The organism is Bacillus sp. 007/AIA-02/001 (assembly GCF_004634455.1).
Classification (GTDB): domain Bacteria; phylum Bacillota; class Bacilli; order Bacillales; family Bacillaceae_G; genus Bacillus_A; species Bacillus_A cereus.
The window spans coordinates 64,207-81,176 of record NZ_SEIY01000015.1; the positions used below are offsets into that span (position 1 = coordinate 64,207).

The window sequence follows — 16,970 nt, forward strand, 5'->3', positions numbered from 1 at the left end:
GATTTCAATTGCCTAATAGTTTCTTCCCAAAGAACTGTTTCTATATGCTATACTGACTCCTAATTAATTGTAGAAGGAATGATAAAAATGAGTGATAGATCCTCAAGACGATGGAAAATGCAACAAAAATTACGGGCACTGAAAACCAAAAATAACAATGATACAAACCCTTTGTTTAATGAATGTATTGAATCCCTCGGAGCAGAAACTCTCATTTTCTCTCAAAATAAAAGCCAACAGATTGTAAATACTTTAATAAATTCATTTCCCATAACTGTCTCTGGAAGAATAGATTGGGAACAGATAGACAATCAATTAATAGCTTTAAATAAAGAGCAACTAATTTCCCTTATTAAAGAAAACAAACCAGATTTTGATGAACAGATTTTTATATTATGGGATAATAATGAAATCCCTGTAATAAGCACAAATCTTGATAAAGTATTCCAATCACTAGTTGATATTGATGCAGTCAGTTTTTATTTCTGGTTATTGGATAAAGAATATAAATTTATAATTGAAATAAAAAATGAAGAAATGATTATGGTTGGATTTAGCTAATAATCCAATCCACTTTCCTCATTCTTTTTTTCTATAAATGAGCTTTTTCCACCGAAGCTATGTCGCCTTTAGCAATACGAGTACCTCTTTCAATTTCATGATCTTGCATAATTATCCTCTTTAGGAACTTCATTGTTAACAACCAACACTCCGACTTCTCCATGGCAACTACTGTCCACCGTTCCAAGAACATTGTGTTCCTCGTTATACCGATACGGGGATGTACCTGCAATTCATATCCTGGTAGAGCCTTAAAAACTTATATTTTTGGGACACTAGCATGTTTCTTTTTTCATTTATAAGTTTAATATTTCTTATACGGCATTTGGATTTTGCGATGTAATTTCAATCGAGAATGGGAATTCCCTCTCACTACTTGTCTATTGTCTTGTTATTCGCTTTTTCCTAATGGGTTATAGTAAACGACAAGACTATTATTTTTTCTTCTAATCCCGTACTTATATTCTTTGATTTTGTTATTTTTCCTTAACAAAAAACAAGACGCCAACCAGATCACGGAAGCGCCTACAATACTTGCTATAAACTTAACTAAACTTATTTACCTTCACTTCATTTACTTCTTTGTTTCCATACCCCATTCTCTTTACGATAAGTATTCTTTCCATTCATGAATCCCGCTGTATTACCAGGAATGCTATATTTTTTATTCTTAGCTTTCTTCTTCATTCTCTTTTCTTCTTGAACAGCTTGCAGATCCACCTTCCATTGTTTTAACAAATCCTCTTTACGTCGCATCGAATTTGTACCCCTTATATCGAAAAATAAATTGAATAATCATATTATATACATTTAAATATATTTTTCAATAAAAAGAGAGCACCCCCGCTACCGGTACTCTCAATGTGAATCGGGGTTTTCCTGAGCATTGAATAGGACACGAAGAACTCGTCCTATTACATAATATGCTTGTCCTTATAATAATGTGCATTAAAAAAGCACCCTCGCACAGGTTCCAAATAATACATATACTTTGAATTAACTAACATGTTCGAAAAGACTTTCCATATCATTGTATGATTATAAATTATCTTTATACTTAAATGACTCCTTAAGTATGTTTAATGTATAATTTCTATATAACTAAAAAAAGCACCTGCATCATATAACTTTCTATCTTTCTTAACTATTCGCTTTATGTTTGGTGGTTGGGAGAAAACCAAGAATCTTCTCATTTATACTCCGTAGGTCCAGTCAGTACTTCTGTTGTCCCCTCACCTTCGCTCACCAATTATGGTTACGCAACATGATACCTACTAACACATAAATCTCTATATATAGTTTCAAAAATATATGGTTGAGTGTTAAAATTGCATAGGTACTCTTTAACGTATTCCCCGAAAGAATTCTCCTTCCTCAAGCGTGTGAAGGGCGTAGCCCTACGATAGGTGGGAGATGACTTTCGGTTTGGCATAGCCAAAAACTTTTGATAAACTTGCTATATGAAGTTCTTTGATAACTTGATATAGAAGGTTGCAGGAAGAAAATAGAGTGCGAAAACCAAGCCATTCGGTTCCTGCGTAAAATATCAACCGTACCAACTGAGCATCCATGCGTTGGACATCTAGGGATGGAACACCCCGAAGTAACGCTCAGGGAGACGAAAGGTTACTTTCGTCGTGGAACTGAGAAGCTCCCCCTTCAAGCTTTGCTAAGTGGCGAGTAGTTCACGGAGTTCTCATATAAATTAACAAGAGTTTAAAAATTCTCGAATCTTAGCCCCTTGGAGCGCCCTCCAAGGGGCTGAACTAATTAAAATATAGATTATATGCACCTTTATTATTTTCATTGACTCTATATATTGCATATACGTAATATTTTTGTGAAACATCACGGGTTTCAAATACAACATTTTTTAAAGAACTCTTATCTTTCCATAAGAGTTCTTTTTTAATAATGCATTTGTTTAAATTCTTAAATTTGGCCAGACAGTCCAGTAATTCTCAATACTTTGTCAATCTTCCTGATTGTCGAAACCCATATACATAATTATTTTCACCTCGGCATCCTAATAATACAATATTTAAAAAATAGATGAAGTTATGTACCAACAAACAAATTTTACATGAATCAATTACCAAAAATAGATGAAAATTTTTGGCTATAGCGCATTTACCTTTATGAATATGAGATACAGACGAAATACTTGGAAAAATAGGTCATAGGACAGAAATGATATCTGAAACTTCCAAACTATCTTTTTATTTCCTTTCGACATAATATGACAATATAAAGATATATAATGTGTTATTATTACTGTTGCAATCTTAAATTTTACATAATTGGAGGAACAAACGTGGGAAAAATATTTAAGTTTGGATGCCTAGGCATTATAGTTTTATTTGTAATCGGAATAATTGCTATGGTTGCTGGTGGCGGTGATTCAACAGAAACAACTTCAACAGACACTAAAGCAGTATCAAAAGAAGGGGTATCTTCTGATGTGAAAATCGCTGTAGGATCTATGGAAACAGTAGATTCTGTAGGCAATGAATATACAAAAGAACAAGCACAAGGTGTATTTAAAATTTTAGAAGTTACACTTACTAATAATCAAAAAGACGCTATCACTGTTGATGCTAACAGCTTTAAATTAGTAGATAGTAAAGGTCGCGAATTCACATATTCAACACAAGGTCAAACATCTTTTGACTTAGCTAACGGTGGAAAAACTGACTTCTTCTTAAAACAATTGAATCCTGGTCTAACACAAACAGGTAAAATTGTATTTGATATACCAAAAGATGCTGAAGGAATTTTCTTAAAAGCTAGTGGTGGTATGACGGGTAAAGAAATTAAGTTAAAAGTAGAATAGTAAAAAGGTACTCGAAAGAGTACCTTTTTTTTCTCACTGACCGACATTACATAACACGGGAAAATAAGATGTGGATGAGAGTCCAATACATATTATTAAAATTAAGACGGTTCAAGTATGAGAAAGGCTCCTTAAGTTAGCTATTCTTTTTGAAAAGTAACTTTACACATAGAAAAAATCTCATATATTGAGGCTTTATAGTAAACATTTTAGTATTTTCTTCCTACAAACTCTCAGCGGGAAGAATCATAAAAAAAACATTGAATTACTGAAGAATTCTGTCCTCAACATTACATTAGATTTGCATCATATTTATTAATCGTGAATACATTTCACGTTCTTCTTTCGACTTTTTTATATAATTGTGAGCAGCATGAAAAACATCCAAAAATTGATTAAGAAAAAGCACTGCCAAAATCTTCAACAATGCTTTCCCATTAAACCTACTATGATAATAAACGACTAATTTTTTCTACACATAGGCTTTGTATACTCATATATATTTATTTTAGCTTTAAGATACGTTCAATTTCCTCCACACTCAACTTACTTGCTTTTGCAATAGTTTCAAGTGGTACACCAATTTCATGCATTCCTCGGATTATCAGCATATTACCTTGCTCAATTCCTTTTTCCATGCCCTCTTGTTCTGCATGCGCTAACTTAGCTTGTTCATCTAGAAGTAATTTCTCTCGAGCTTCATATACTGTTCGGAAAGAAGAATCATGGCTCATATTTTCCCATTTATTACTTTTGGTAAAATTGGATCTTGATTCATCGTAATCTCCTCCAATATTTGAGTAAAATTCTTCACACATTATTGAGATTCTTCTCCGTCTAGAAAATTAAATTTACCATCAATAAGATTCTGTAAATACTCATCAAAGCTGTTTGCAATCACTTCATATTCATCGGGGTCGTGTAAAAAACGAATGATTTGACCACATACCCCTTCTTCAGAAGGATTAAAATCAATATACAGCTTTGATGTTCCACCGTTGTTCATACAATCTGAAAAGTGAATATACGTGCCAGGGAGAAGACCTTCTGGATTTATCTTGGAGTCAACAGCATCCTCGTCATCTTGGTATTCTAAAAGATAGGAGACGTCTTCTCCTTCTTTTGAACTTTCGATCATTTCCTGTGTAGAAAGCAAATAATATGGATACCCTTCAACATCTGAACCTAAAATACATACCGTGACTTCGTTTTCTCCATATTTCCGCCAATATGTACCATCGATATTTTCAAGTAAAGTGATTAACGATTGTGGACAATTTGGATATTTCGTTCTTAATATATCAATATCCCCTTTTGTAGCACCGTATGCTTTATTTAGTGCTTCGAGATCATCTGTTGATAAGGCTTCTTTCAAACCGTTTAAAAATTTGTTTACCAAATCCATTATTTTGTCCTCCCAAAAAACGAATATAAATTTTCTTAGTCTATATACCTAACATAAATAAAATTTGACCTTTAACCGTTTACACATCTAATTTAATTAGTACCATTACGTTCTAGCTCTTCTCGATTAAAGTATTGTTCTAGTAACTCTTTACCTGTTTTGATTGTAGTATAGTACTCTCCACCATACAGTTTCCCTTCTGATGGTTTATGGAAATCTTCGTATTTAGGGAAGTCTTCATTCTCTTCAAATGATTTCTTTGCAACTTCCATGTCTTCTGCTTCTATTTTAGCAAACAATCTACCTATACCGAATAACCCTTCATCATCAATACTTTCTTCTACAAGATAGTGTTCCTCTTCCTCTATAGGTGTCATTTTACTTTTTCTAACAGAATATAGATGACCCGTTTCTTCTTCTCTTACCGTAATAAAAATCCAACCAACTCTTACAACTGTACAAGGTTCTAATCCTAATAGTGTATAGGCAACTACCTTTTGGTCTTTCACATATTTCCCCATTTTATCTACCCCTTGTTGTTTATTTTGTTTAAAAGTTAAAATATTTTCAACGTAGTGATACATATCTATAACCATATAAAACAGTAATTCCCTTTACTACAACTGTTTTTTTTCAATGCTTTTCACTACCTCCTTTCCTGTTAAACAATTCATATATTAAATATAAATTGCAAATTCTATAGGTTCCTTTTTATTCCCATTTTGGTCATCCTTTTCGTTCCTATTAATAATTTTTTCTACTTCTATTAAGCCAATTATTGTCTATTAAAACATTGAATATTCCCATTTTTATCATACAGGATAAAGAATGATTACACCAATTATTACCATGCGTTTCTAAAGTTTTTTGAAATGACGTTATTACTTTTTAACAGGTTTATTATTCGCGTACATCAAGTGTACAATGATATTTATTTTGCCATTATTAAAACAGAGTAAGATAGTAGCTAGTTCATCTTAAAGCGGGCTTTTTAATTCTAAATACAAAGAGCTATCATCATTAAACATGATGATAGCTCTTATATTAATCCAAACTAATTTCTTGATTATTTTTTTATAAATCCCCACCAACTAAAACAAGTTGTAATTGTTCATATATTTCCTGTGTATCAGGTGTACTTTCTGCCTGCTTACGTTCACGTTTAACTGTAGTATCATTTTCCACTAATATTTCTTCTTTAGCTTCTGCGACCATTTCTATGTGCTCTAGTACCGCTACACGCTCTAAGCCTTCCATTTCATCTAAATCTTCTACATCATCTGCATCGTCAATTATTTCTGATCCTTCTGTTTTTATAATCTCCCTCTGTTCTTTTTTCAATTCAATTACTGCTGGTTGCTCTTGTACTATGCTCTCTTTTTCAAGGCTAAATTGAGCAACTTCAATTACCTCGAAAGGTTTATTTTTAGTATTTGCAATTTTATTTGCTTTTGCTATAGCAATTTTCACTTTCATCGCTCTTAATGAAGAGGATATTTTATTTAGTATTCTTCCTAATCCATAGAAACGAATTGCCTCAACTATAACACCCATTGCAATTCCAAAAATCCATGAGCTTGAAAAATACCCAACTAAGCTAAATGTTATAACTCCTGGTAAATATAAGCTAGCATAGGCTATTAAATTAGGTATAGCTTTTTCTACTGTTAATTTGAAGCTATATTTAATTATTAAATATATAGCACTTAACCCCACTATTAAACCAGCCAGATTTAATAATAAATTTTTAAAAGTTTCACCTATCATTATAATTTCCTCCCTTTATGAAAGAAAATGCTCTAAAGGCAAATCTATTAGAGGGTTATAGGATGGTTTCACCTCATGTAAAACCTTCTCTACTATAATTTCTGCATATTTAAGCATGTAGTCAGTTAAACTATTACCCTCTTCTAACACGCTTCCATAATCCACCTTCGGAAACAAGATTTTCTACTCTTTTACCATTTCACTAATACAATAATTCATTTCATATTCATTGAAATTGAACTTTAACACCTAGAAATATTTAAATAACTTATTGAGGTTTTTTCTTCAGTACCAAACTTCAAATTGAAAATCCCATTATCAATCGCATCTTTTATACTTTGAACTGTACGCTCAATGCCCCCAATTATTGTGCAAAGTAGTAAGGAAACACACTGTCCTATATCCGCAACAACATGTGCAAAGCAAAAGGCAGATTGATATGTTTTACCTTCTACTAGAACTTCTATCATCTGCTGATGAGTACCAGATCTCTCAACTTCCTCTAAAATCTTAGCTATTCGCTCAAATCCATTTAGTTCATTCGTTTTAGTAGTAACATACATTATTTTTACTCCTACTACTTAGTATGAAATTTGTTTAATAAGTTAGTGGAAGTGTTACAACCCCTTTAGAGTAACTGCATAATAAAATTCCTTTTCAAATATATACAACACCCTTCATCCTTTCCTTATAGAAATATCTATATAAACGGCATAAGCCTAATTGTTTTTAAACACAAAAAACCCTTTCGGGTATATGAATTTTTGTAAGCAAGGCTGCTTTACAAAGTCATTTCCCCGAAAGGGTTGTAGTATTTATGGATTAAAAAAAGAAAAAAGAAAGTCTTACATACATTATATAAATTATCATCACCATATTCAATTTATTTTAAACAGAATATTCAGACTCCTGTTTGTATTCAAGTTCTATTTTTCTTTATAATATGGATATATTTTAAAGGATTAAGCTATAATTCCTCATTTCCTTCTGATATGCATGTAGAAAAAAGTCAAGATTCTAATAATTTTCCTTTTTTACTATAATTAGATTGATATATGCAGACTATTTGTTTGCTATAGTTCCTTATCACTTCTTGATATTATATGATATTTCACCACTGAAGACCTCTAAAATAACATTATTTAGGGACCTCCAATTATGTATAAAAGCACTAACTTTATATACTTAAAATATAACATGTGTAACTTTTGACTAAGTTTGATAATTCGCCTTTAACTATTAGTTCTATATTAGGAGTGGATCTTATGGAAGGAAAAACATTGATAAAATATATTTTTTACTTTTTTTCTTATTTACTTGTTTATATACCCTCATTTCCAGTTATAGTTATTCTTAGTATGGCTGGTGCTTCTCCTGATGTAGAACATACTATACTAGAATGGATAATTACGATTTTTGAGTTATCTGTTACAATTTTAGGTGCTTGGTTTTTTAACTTTATTTTCAAAAAGATAATAGGAGTTAAGAAGAATACAAAATTCACCTGGACTATCTGTATTCTTCATTTAATTCTTATTCCTTGGACATGGAGACTTCTTCTTTATTATTAAGTTATCAATCTTTTTTATTAATAAAACTACATTTCAAATCCTGATTATTTAATCGTGTACTTGCATACTAAAAAAATAAATTCCTGTGTTTGTCTTAAACAAATATTCTTCATAACAGCATGCATAATAACCTCCTGGATCTAATTTAATCCAATAAACCTCATCTGGTTCTTGTTTGAATACATTTAATAACTGCTCTATTATAAATTCCTTCGGAGTCAATCCATGTAAATCATATCCGCACGGTATTTTCCCAAACCAAGAAGACTCTCCATTGGAATATTGGCAAATTAGGAATTCTTTTTTCCATTCTTTCAAGCGGATGAGTTCTAATGTGTCATTACTAGTAGCATATGTCGCCTTTTTGGCAAGTACAAAAATATTGTCCTCTTTATTTTCTGACATAATACTAAGCTCATAATAATTCCTCACGTATTCATCTGTATTTATATCTGCAAAATCACTTAAGATTTTATTAATTGTATTCATTTTTTACTCCTTTTAAACGTTGCTTTAAAATAAAGTTTAATCAAAAATCTCTTACCAAATTAGATTCTATGACTCACAAAAAAGAATCGATTTTAAAAAAAAGATTGATTAGAATCAACTCTTTCATTAGGATTGCATGAACAGTTTTCATAAAAAAATTTGTTCATTTTCTGTTCATGTTCCTAGAAAATATAAACTTTTGGTTGATTCATTCTAAAGAGATATTTCATACTGATACAACTTAATTCATAACTTTATACTTTTTAAAATTATACGACTTTCATTTAAAAATATAGCATTTAGAACTAACATAACCATCTATCGTTTAAGAGTTAGATGGTTATGTTAGTTATTGAAAAACCAATACAAACTTTCATTTTCTGTAAAAAGCAGCAAAACCATTCATACACTTTGCGTCGAAAAAACAAAGTTATCAATAGAACCTATTACATATTATTTTTGATATACAATTATTTTATAAGTTCATAAATGTTACTACTGTTTTGAATTTTCTCTGACGTTAGCCAGAGTGAATAGCTTGTTCTATCTTTGTTGGATACAAATATATCAAATTTCTCGTTATGTAGTTCTTCTTTAAGAATCGTGACCACCTTTGTCAAATCCTCCATTACATCGGGATCATTTTTATACTCCATAGAACTGTCATTAAAAACTATCGTAGCTTCATATTTTGGGCATTTCCCTTCCTTCGGATGTGCACAAGTAATATCTTTAATTACAAAGCGGTCATTTTGAATTTCTTTTAATCTTTCAACGACTTTTGTTTGTGTTTCAATTAAATATGTCCAATAACCGCTTACTGTGTCTTTCATTGTTAGTAGAAGTTCTTCTTTCGTTATACCCTTTTGCACATCTTCGAAAGGAAGACCAATCGATTTATCATTATGATCCTCAATTTCAAGTTCTGTTATCTTTCTATTACTCTTTTGAATGAGTTGGAATAATGCATGTAAACGATCTAATTCTATAGTTTCAAATTGACTATAATCGATTTCCTTACTCATTTTTAAGGTTAATAACAACTCATCTGTTGGTTTTTCTGCTGCATTGTTATAATCTACTATATATTGAAGAACATTTTTATTTTCAGATTCCTCGTAACCTAACTTTTTCATTTCTTCAAGAATGGGTTTGAATTTCTTATATTCCTCGTATGTGTTTTTCCCATATTCGTATTCATCACCTTGTATTGTGGAATAGAAGATACCATTTACCTCTACTCGAAATTGAATATTTTTATTATCCTTTGCCTGAACAGTATGGTACGTATGTCCCATATTTCCTTCATGTATCCCGCCCCAATCTGTTACAACAACATCGAAACCATGTTTTTCTTTTATATATTTTTTCACCTGATCTTCATTTTCATAATTGCACCCACTCAAACATAAGAAACATAACACTAATAACCATACATTTTTCATTCTTTTCATATAACCCCTCATATCCCTTCCTTACATAAGAAACGTTCTCTGGTCTGGTTGAATACTGTAAAAATATTAAAAGGTAAAGTAATCTTTTGAATAACGTACTTCATTCGTTCAATTATTTTCTCGCTAGCGCCAAGGTAGGTTACTCCATAATCTCGGCGGGAAAAATTACAAAAAACATTGAATTGCTGAGGATTTCAATCCTTAACATTAAATCAGATTTGCATCATAAATGTACATCCTCATTTACCAGGTATTTTCCTTTATTAAGTCTTTGTCTTATAAATAATTCTGCAATAATTAAATTTGGTACCCATACTAACCAAGCAATAACAGTATAACTAACTTCAAACTGCTGTAATCCAAATAACAATACAAACAAAGGTAGCCAAATTCTTAATGTAACTGCCGCAAAGGTTAAAGAATAATTTCTAATCACCCAATTTCGATGGTCTTGAATTTTCCTATTCTTAACTCTATTTAATGCTTGATATGCTGATGTTAGCCAAAATACGGATAACAAACCGAGACCAAGCTTTGCTACCAATCCCCCATAGCGTAAAAGGATAAGTACAGTCCTGAAATGCCGCCTAATAATATATCAACCATATAGATTCTCCCAACTATTCGATGACGGTTAATATTCTTTCCTCTAAATTTTGTGGATAATGTAAACGGACCGATTACTAATGCTACTATACTAGTTGTAATATGTATAAATAACATTATATACCAAAAAACAATTAATTTAGATACAAACATAAGCTTCATTTTGACAAGTCCTGTTTGAAATCCATCCATAATAAAATATTGGGCCACAACATAACTAGCTACTAAAATAGCTAAAAAAATGAATATAAACCAAATTTTACTGCCCCCTTGTTACATTTAGGGACATTTGATTATACATTACTGTTCATTCTAGAAAGGAATAGAAAAGCCTTATTTAATTATCTATTCAACACATTGTTTTTTCATTAAAACAACTCTAATTGAAGTCTATAAAAAATGAAATTAGATATATTGCAAACAAAAATTGAGTTGTGAATATCGATTCATCGTTAAAACAACAAAGAACCGCTTCAGCATATTTACCTGAAGCAGCTCTTGTTATCTCAAAAATGGTAATGGTGCTTGCTGAATTCCGTTTTGAGTTGAGATATAAAAAGATTTTGCGAATCCCTCACTGTGAATACATTCATCTATTAAAAGCATTATAGGAATCTTTTGTAAGTCTAACATTAGCTCCTTTCTAACATGTTCTGCTAAAGCAAGATTAGATATAGATAATATAAAAATTCCTGGTAAACTCTTTGTGTTTTCGAAATTCAATACATTATTTGGTCCATTTTGAATTTGATCTTCCCAAATTTTCAATCGCGATTTTAAATGTTGTGCATATCGCTGACCTTGTTGTACCCTTTCAAATATGAAGTTTTGATTTCCAATTGGAGTTTGAATTTCTCCAACAGCAATTGGATTATGTCCATTACCAGTACCTTTTAGCTTTGGATACCAGCACCAGTTTTTTAATAATTGTTGGCCTACTGCAAACTCATATTTTATCTGATTCATAGTGACAAATCTTTGTACACCTGCCACCCCAAGCTTTAACCACTGTTCTGGCTTTAAAGAATAATTTGTATTACGGTTATGATAAGCCCACATCATCAAATGACCAGCAGTATTTAATGTAATTGGAGCAGAGGTTTTGGGCTGATCCGGAAATAACCCCGATTTTATCTCCCATCGACTAACAAACCCATACAGTACCAGTTTTTTCAACGATTCTGAAACCTGTGACCTACTAATTTTAGATTCCACAAAATTTTTGATTTGTGCTTCAGTAATCGCTAATGAATCCCAAATAAGCTTTAGTATTAAATTATCTTTTTCATTTATAAAACCTGAATTAATCCTGTCATAAATACTACGTAAATCTGTGAGTGGTTTGAATTTATCTGGAAGAATTGGTCCCCCCTGCAAAGAGGGGTCATCCCAAAGTGATAAAGATTGGTCCCTATTAAGCCAATATTGAACCGCCTTTCCTTTCTCTTGTACGGAAACCTGCGGCGCACTCATTAGTTATATAAAAACGCCGTTGGGTCGTTAACTTTTTTGCGTCCAAAAGGAAACTTAAAAATAACCCCCGACCCTCGCTCTTTTTCTACATCCACATTCACAATTCTCATACTTACTACTTCATCCAATACTGGCTGTTCGATTGTTTTAGGGACAATTCCTTTAATTGTGCAGCCTTGGTCCAATTCAACAAAAACTCCAAAACGCGGATCAACATTTACAACTCGCCCTACAATTGTGTCCCCTTCAGCTAATTCAGATAACAGCTGATAAGGATTTTCCACTGCCGCTTTCCTAGAAACATGAATTAGTCGTTGCTCCGGACTAAATTGTAGAACCTTAACTGGGATGCGTTCACCAATAGGCGCATAGCGATCCACAGCATTTTTATAAACTCTTCCATAGTTTAGTTCATGTAATTTCATGAAGCATTCCGCACCATTAATGCGTAAAAATATAGTAGGAACCTGAGCATTCATGTTGTATCCAGTTATCTCTGCTTCGTAGGTTGGCTCTTGCAGTCTTTGATCTTGCTCCAATTCTATTAACTCACGCATTAAAGCATCCGCAGATCTTCTGCTTGCTTCTTTTACTGAAACCTGAACTTTATTTACATCTAGTTCATCAGACATTTGAGTAATTACTACATTAAAAATATTACCTGTGAATTGTGTAATACTTCTAAAAGAGTAATCAGAGAAGTTCTCTTTTTTACAAACACCTATAATCTTACCGTTTTCAAGGGCAAACTCAGCATATTCAGTATCTGGATCGTCTTTATCGTGTCTTTTAACCGTTCTCAATACCGCTTGAATTGGCTCTTTATATCTACGTAGTGCCTGTAGTTTTTCATAAGTTTTTGAATCCATAAAAATATCTCCTCTCTCTTGTTCAATATTTATAAAGTTCAAAAATAATACTTCTACTTGAATTATTGTTACTTTTAGCTAAGAAACTAAGCTTTTTAGAAATATTTTCTGAAATTTATAATCTTGCTATTTTTCATATTTATAATCCCTATTATTCTTTCATTATTTTCAAAAGGTGAACCTTAGCAAGAAGCAAAAGAAGTTGTAAACGACATTGTCACTGGTCCTAATGGGAAACACTATCAATTGTTACTATGGTATTTGTAATTGGAGGAATATTTATTGTTGGTAGTATTGTAAATAATGGCTATAAACCACCTTCAAATCCTAGTATGCGAAACAATCGTACACCTTTGAATTGTGCTCATTATGGTGGCGAATGGGACACTGGTGGTCTTTTTGGAGAAGCAAAATGTGTTTATAATAAATAGTATATAAAGGCCTTATCTTTTCTATAGGAAGATGAGGCTTTTTTATGCATAAAGAAAAGACACCCATATAAGAGTGCCTTTTCCGATAGTTTTTTAGCAGAAGCAAGAAGCTCCAACAATAATTAATAAAATAAATAATACCACTAATAAAGCAAATCCTCCTGCAAAGCCACAACCACCACAACAACTACCACCAAAGCCCATAATAATTCCTCCTTTAAATAGTAGGAGAAAAATAAGGAGTCACTCATGTATTTTAATGGATTCAAATTACTTTATGTTTTTATGGATTAAATGAGCAGGTTCTTTTGAAAATAAAAAAAGACGCTATAAAGCGCCTCCCATTTGGGTAAATAAGAAGTAAGGTTTCTAAGATAACTGAAAAAATAGAACAGGTGCTTAGATCTTATCACGATTTTTTGCTGAATGAACATGCATTATTACATATCATCGCAAATCCCTCTATTTTCCATTTGATAAAGTATATTACCAATATTGACAAAATTTAAATAAATATTTCTACAAATTCAAAATATTTACAAAAATGAAAAAAGTGATATATTTAAGGTGCAAGTTATAAAGAACTATTAAAGGGGGATTTATTATGTTCAAGAAATTAGTAGTTGGAGCATTAGCAGCAGGTATTGTATTGACAGGAGGAATTGGTGCAGCATCAGCAAACGTATATATTCCATATGACGAATGTTATAGCTCGCATGTATCTTATAATAATGGTGTATATACTAAATATCTTGTTCAACCTGGTGACAAGTTTAATAATGTATACAAGGAAGATGGGATTACTTTTTATTTTAAAGGTTGGAAAAAATTATCTTGTGGAAAATATGTCGCTTTATATGAGGGAAGAAAATAATAGAATATATCATGAAAAGCCTCTACTAATGAGGCTTTTCTATTTGTTTAGAAGTATTATACTAAAAAAGACACCCTAAGGTGCCTCCCTTCGACTCGAACCACTTTAATTTTAATAATATGTATTGGACTTCCTTTCAAGTATCATTTTTCTCAATGAACAATTGGTATATTTTAGGGTGTTTTTTACTATTTTTATGTTAAGATATTTTGGTTGATATTCATCTTATTTTAGGAGGTTGGAAGATCTGTTACATGCTTTTCATATGGATTTTAGTTTCTATACCGAAAGTATAAAAGTTTTAGGGTTATTAGGGAATTCTACTCGATTATCAATTGTTTGTAAATTGATTACATATGGATCGTTGTCAGTTTCTGATTTAAGTAAACAAACAAAAATTACAGAAGATTTGATTCTACAACATTTACGTAAATTAGCCTCTGAAAATATTGTAATTAGTGAACGCATAGGGAAAAGACTACATTTTAAAATAAAAGATAATAAAACAATTGAGATTATTAGGGTATTAGGATTACTAAGTTAATTTTAATTACTTTCAATATAAATGATTTTGCTATAACTCAATTGTGCAAAATCACATTTAGACCGCCTACGGAAATAGGTAAGTTTTTAATTTACAAAAAGGCGCCCATATAAGGGTGCCTTTTCCAATAGTTTTTAGCAGAAACAACTGCATCCGATAATGATTAATAAAATAAACAATACAACTAATAAAGCAAATCCTCCAGCGAAACCGCAGCCTTCGCCGCAACTACCACCATATCCCATAACAATGGTGCCTCCTTTAGATCAGAAGGTAAAAATAGGGTTCATTCCATGTGATTTAATGGGTTCACATTACCTTATGTATTTAGGAATGAATTGAGCAGGTCCTCTTAAAAATAAAAAAAAGACGCCATAAAGCGCCTCCCATTTGGGTAAATAAGAAGTAAGGTTTCCAAGATAACTGAAAAAATAGAACAGGTGGTTAGAGTTTATCATATTCTTTTGCCGAATGAACATGCATTATTACATATCATCACAAACCCCTCTATTTTCCATTTGATAAAGTGTATTACCAATATTAATAAATATTTAAATAAATATTTCCACAAATTCAAAATATTTACAAAAGTTTAAAAAGTGATACATTTAAGGAGGATTTATTATGTTTAAGAAATTAGTAGTAGGAACATTAGCAACTGGTATCGCATTAACTGGAGGGATTGGAGCAGCATCAGCAAGTACAGAAGGTGTAGATAATACTAAAAATTCAGCACCAATTATCCAACGTACCCAAATACTTAAAGATGATTTCAGTCTGATAAATGGTGAAAGAGAAGTATCGTTTGAGCATGTAAAAAAAGCAGATATGAGAGTTCATATGACAAACAATACTAAAGGTACACTTGACTGGTCTTTAAAAGACTCAAAAGGTAATGTTATTGGTTCTGGATCGTTAGCAGCAGGAAAGGGTTTTACAAATACGTACAATACTCTTCCAAAAGGTAAATATAAGCTTAAAGTTACTCACAGAAATGGTGGTTCTGGATCGTTCTATGCAGCTGCTCGTACTTTAGACTAGTATACATAGAACCATTTTAAGCGTATTGCAGAAGAACGATCAGAGAGTTTGGGGATTAAGGAGTTTTGTCATAATATCATCGTTTGCAAATACAAAGTCACAAAATGCCTACCTAGGGAAATAGGTAGGCATTTTTAATGCAGAAAAAAGACAACCAAAGGTGCCTTTTACGCTGTAATAAATTTAAATACATAGTACATAAAGAATAACAAAGATAGACTTGCTAATCTGCCAGCAATTGATTCTTTCATAAATTTCATAAGTATCACTTTGACAATCAATGCTAAGAATAACGGTATAAATAGTACCATAGCAAGTTTGATAGCTAAGTCGTTTATAGTTGGATTAAACGCTTCAAAGTTAATAATGATATTCACTTATCCCTCTTTTTTATCTATTTATATTTATAATTAGATTTATATTGTTTTGACTAATAAAGAGACGTTAATTTGAGAACCATTTATTTTTGGATTATAAGAGTACTCTCACATTTACGACAAGCAATCTTCTCTTCTTCAAAAATGAATAGATTTTCAGCATCACATTCTGGGCATACAACTGCAAATGGTGTTTTTATATTTTTATAGCATAGGAAAGAAAAGAATGCCATAATTAGAGCAGGTATAATAAGCATCATAATTAAGAATAGGCCCGCAAACAAGCCTGTAATTATGGAAAGTGGTTTCATTAGTTTTCTACCTACGGAGTTTACTTGATTATCCTTTTTACGAAAAGCAGTAACAAGGTAAGTTTGGGTTTCTTTTATTGGCTCAAATGCATTTACCGTATTGTAATCTTGTTCATCCATAGTGGGATAGGAAGTGTTTGGTCCTTGATACCCTCGTTGTATATAATAGTTGTTTGACTCAGCTATTCGTGGTGTATACGAGATTCCAGTTCCAGGTACATAAGTTGTTGTTCTTGATTCAGGTGAAATAGAGTTCCCTCCCATACCTGTGTATGTAAAGTTAATTTTCACACCCGGGGAAAACTGGATAATTCTACGAAATTTATAACCCATAATATTGTATCCTCTCTATCTAATTAATAGA

Annotated in this window: 20 protein-coding genes and 4 pseudogenes; 7 read left to right on the forward strand and 17 right to left on the reverse strand. The window is 31.8% G+C overall.

Annotated elements, in window-relative coordinates; all coding sequences use genetic code 11:
• Nucleotides 1–87 precede the first annotated feature (87 nt).
• Nucleotides 88–561 carry a CDI toxin immunity protein gene (locus ES895_RS23050; protein ID WP_001283878.1) on the forward strand — a complete coding sequence of 158 codons (474 nt, stop codon included), beginning with the start codon at nucleotides 88–90 and terminating at the stop codon, nucleotides 559–561.
• A 31-nt stretch (nucleotides 562–592) separates the two neighbouring features.
• On the opposite strand, the gene ES895_RS29450 is transcribed toward ES895_RS23050, so the two are convergent.
• Together ES895_RS29450 and ES895_RS23055 are read right to left on the reverse strand one after the other, a co-directional pair.
• On the reverse strand, nucleotides 593–754 hold the full coding sequence (locus ES895_RS29450; protein ID WP_017658151.1) for a hypothetical protein: 162 nt from the start codon (nucleotides 752–754) through the stop codon (nucleotides 593–595).
• Nucleotides 755–1,131: 377 nt separating this feature from the next.
• The gene (locus ES895_RS23055) at nucleotides 1,132–1,317 is read right to left on the reverse strand and encodes a hypothetical protein (RefSeq protein ID WP_001253021.1); all 186 of its coding nucleotides are present in this window, start codon (nucleotides 1,315–1,317) and stop codon (nucleotides 1,132–1,134) included.
• A gap of 1,558 nt (nucleotides 1,318–2,875) precedes the next feature.
• On the opposite strand from ES895_RS23055, the gene ES895_RS23065 reads away from it, so the two are divergent.
• Complete coding sequence (locus tag ES895_RS23065; protein WP_000516011.1) at nucleotides 2,876–3,394, forward strand: DUF4352 domain-containing protein; 519 nt, start codon at nucleotides 2,876–2,878, stop codon at nucleotides 3,392–3,394.
• A 503-nt stretch (nucleotides 3,395–3,897) separates the two neighbouring features.
• Here the strand turns inward: ES895_RS23065 and ES895_RS23070 are convergent.
• The 6 genes and pseudogenes from ES895_RS23070 to ES895_RS23100 all read right to left on the reverse strand — a co-directional run.
• Nucleotides 3,898–4,205 (reverse strand): annotated as a pseudogene (locus ES895_RS23070) (Rpn family recombination-promoting nuclease/putative transposase); the annotation flags it as partial.
• 6 nt (nucleotides 4,206–4,211) lie between these two features.
• Nucleotides 4,212–4,799 (reverse strand): SMI1/KNR4 family protein, encoded by a 588-nt coding sequence (locus ES895_RS23075; RefSeq protein ID WP_135238678.1) that lies wholly within the window; start codon nucleotides 4,797–4,799, stop codon nucleotides 4,212–4,214.
• 92 nt (nucleotides 4,800–4,891) lie between these two features.
• Nucleotides 4,892–5,320, reverse strand: a complete 429-nt coding sequence (locus ES895_RS23080; protein ID WP_003193323.1) for a hypothetical protein — start codon at nucleotides 5,318–5,320, stop codon at nucleotides 4,892–4,894.
• A gap of 46 nt (nucleotides 5,321–5,366) precedes the next feature.
• A pseudogene (locus tag ES895_RS29880) lies at nucleotides 5,367–5,512 on the reverse strand (transposase); the annotation flags it as partial.
• A gap of 361 nt (nucleotides 5,513–5,873) precedes the next feature.
• On the reverse strand, nucleotides 5,874–6,566 hold the full coding sequence (locus tag ES895_RS23090) for a hypothetical protein (RefSeq protein ID WP_000578902.1): 693 nt from the start codon (nucleotides 6,564–6,566) through the stop codon (nucleotides 5,874–5,876).
• A gap of 242 nt (nucleotides 6,567–6,808) precedes the next feature.
• A complete protein-coding gene (locus ES895_RS23100) occupies nucleotides 6,809–7,129 on the reverse strand; it encodes a hypothetical protein (RefSeq protein ID WP_097863210.1) in 321 nt (106 codons plus the stop codon).
• A gap of 702 nt (nucleotides 7,130–7,831) precedes the next feature.
• On the opposite strand from ES895_RS23100, the gene ES895_RS23105 reads away from it, so the two are divergent.
• The gene (locus tag ES895_RS23105; protein WP_135238679.1) at nucleotides 7,832–8,137 is read left to right on the forward strand and encodes a hypothetical protein; all 306 of its coding nucleotides are present in this window, start codon (nucleotides 7,832–7,834) and stop codon (nucleotides 8,135–8,137) included.
• A gap of 48 nt (nucleotides 8,138–8,185) precedes the next feature.
• Here ES895_RS23105 and ES895_RS23110 read toward each other — a convergent pair whose 3' ends face one another.
• From ES895_RS23110 to ES895_RS23130, 5 genes and pseudogenes are all read right to left on the reverse strand, one after another.
• Nucleotides 8,186–8,626: a hypothetical protein gene (locus tag ES895_RS23110; protein ID WP_001092362.1), complete on the reverse strand. Its 441-nt coding sequence runs from the start codon at nucleotides 8,624–8,626 to the stop codon at nucleotides 8,186–8,188.
• Between the two features lie 470 nt (nucleotides 8,627–9,096).
• Nucleotides 9,097–10,080: a hypothetical protein gene (locus ES895_RS23115; protein WP_097863208.1), complete on the reverse strand. Its 984-nt coding sequence runs from the start codon at nucleotides 10,078–10,080 to the stop codon at nucleotides 9,097–9,099.
• A gap of 223 nt (nucleotides 10,081–10,303) precedes the next feature.
• A pseudogene (locus ES895_RS23120) lies at nucleotides 10,304–10,878 on the reverse strand (DUF2306 domain-containing protein).
• A 309-nt stretch (nucleotides 10,879–11,187) separates the two neighbouring features.
• Entirely contained in the window at nucleotides 11,188–12,159 is a 972-nt protein-coding gene (locus ES895_RS23125) for a hypothetical protein (RefSeq protein ID WP_097863207.1), read from the reverse strand.
• Nucleotides 12,159–13,028 (reverse strand): RNA-binding protein, encoded by an 870-nt coding sequence (locus tag ES895_RS23130; protein ID WP_097863206.1) that lies wholly within the window; start codon nucleotides 13,026–13,028, stop codon nucleotides 12,159–12,161. Before ES895_RS23130 ends, ES895_RS23125 begins: the two co-directional genes overlap by 1 nt.
• Nucleotides 13,029–13,136: 108 nt before the next feature.
• On the opposite strand from ES895_RS23130, the pseudogene ES895_RS29885 reads away from it, so the two are divergent.
• Nucleotides 13,137–13,459, forward strand: a pseudogene (locus ES895_RS29885) (hypothetical protein).
• Nucleotides 13,460–13,552: 93 nt separating this feature from the next.
• Here ES895_RS29885 and ES895_RS23140 read toward each other — a convergent pair.
• Nucleotides 13,553–13,663, reverse strand: a complete 111-nt coding sequence (locus ES895_RS23140; RefSeq protein WP_097863205.1) for a YjcZ family sporulation protein — start codon at nucleotides 13,661–13,663, stop codon at nucleotides 13,553–13,555.
• A gap of 400 nt (nucleotides 13,664–14,063) precedes the next feature.
• Here ES895_RS23140 and ES895_RS23145 point away from each other — a divergent pair, with 400 nt between their 5' ends.
• Nucleotides 14,064–14,333 (forward strand): LCI fold-containing protein, encoded by a 270-nt coding sequence (locus ES895_RS23145; protein ID WP_000473809.1) that lies wholly within the window; start codon nucleotides 14,064–14,066, stop codon nucleotides 14,331–14,333.
• Between the two features lie 265 nt (nucleotides 14,334–14,598).
• On the forward strand, nucleotides 14,599–14,877 hold the full coding sequence (locus ES895_RS23150; protein WP_000347622.1) for an ArsR/SmtB family transcription factor: 279 nt from the start codon (nucleotides 14,599–14,601) through the stop codon (nucleotides 14,875–14,877).
• A 134-nt stretch (nucleotides 14,878–15,011) separates the two neighbouring features.
• Here ES895_RS23150 and ES895_RS23155 read toward each other — a convergent pair whose 3' ends face one another.
• Nucleotides 15,012–15,122 carry a YjcZ family sporulation protein gene (locus ES895_RS23155; RefSeq protein ID WP_000540371.1) on the reverse strand — a complete coding sequence of 37 codons (111 nt, stop codon included), beginning with the start codon at nucleotides 15,120–15,122 and terminating at the stop codon, nucleotides 15,012–15,014.
• 379 nt (nucleotides 15,123–15,501) lie between these two features.
• On the opposite strand from ES895_RS23155, the gene ES895_RS23160 reads away from it, so the two are divergent.
• Complete coding sequence (locus ES895_RS23160) at nucleotides 15,502–15,918, forward strand: hypothetical protein (protein ID WP_000473846.1); 417 nt, start codon at nucleotides 15,502–15,504, stop codon at nucleotides 15,916–15,918.
• A gap of 167 nt (nucleotides 15,919–16,085) precedes the next feature.
• On the opposite strand, the gene ES895_RS23165 is transcribed toward ES895_RS23160, so the two are convergent.
• Nucleotides 16,086–16,295: a hypothetical protein gene (locus ES895_RS23165; protein WP_001021325.1), complete on the reverse strand. Its 210-nt coding sequence runs from the start codon at nucleotides 16,293–16,295 to the stop codon at nucleotides 16,086–16,088.
• Nucleotides 16,296–16,378: 83 nt separating this feature from the next.
• Entirely contained in the window at nucleotides 16,379–16,939 is a 561-nt protein-coding gene (locus ES895_RS23170) for a DUF4236 domain-containing protein (protein WP_000540754.1), read from the reverse strand.
• Between the last annotated feature and the right edge of the window lie 31 nt (nucleotides 16,940–16,970).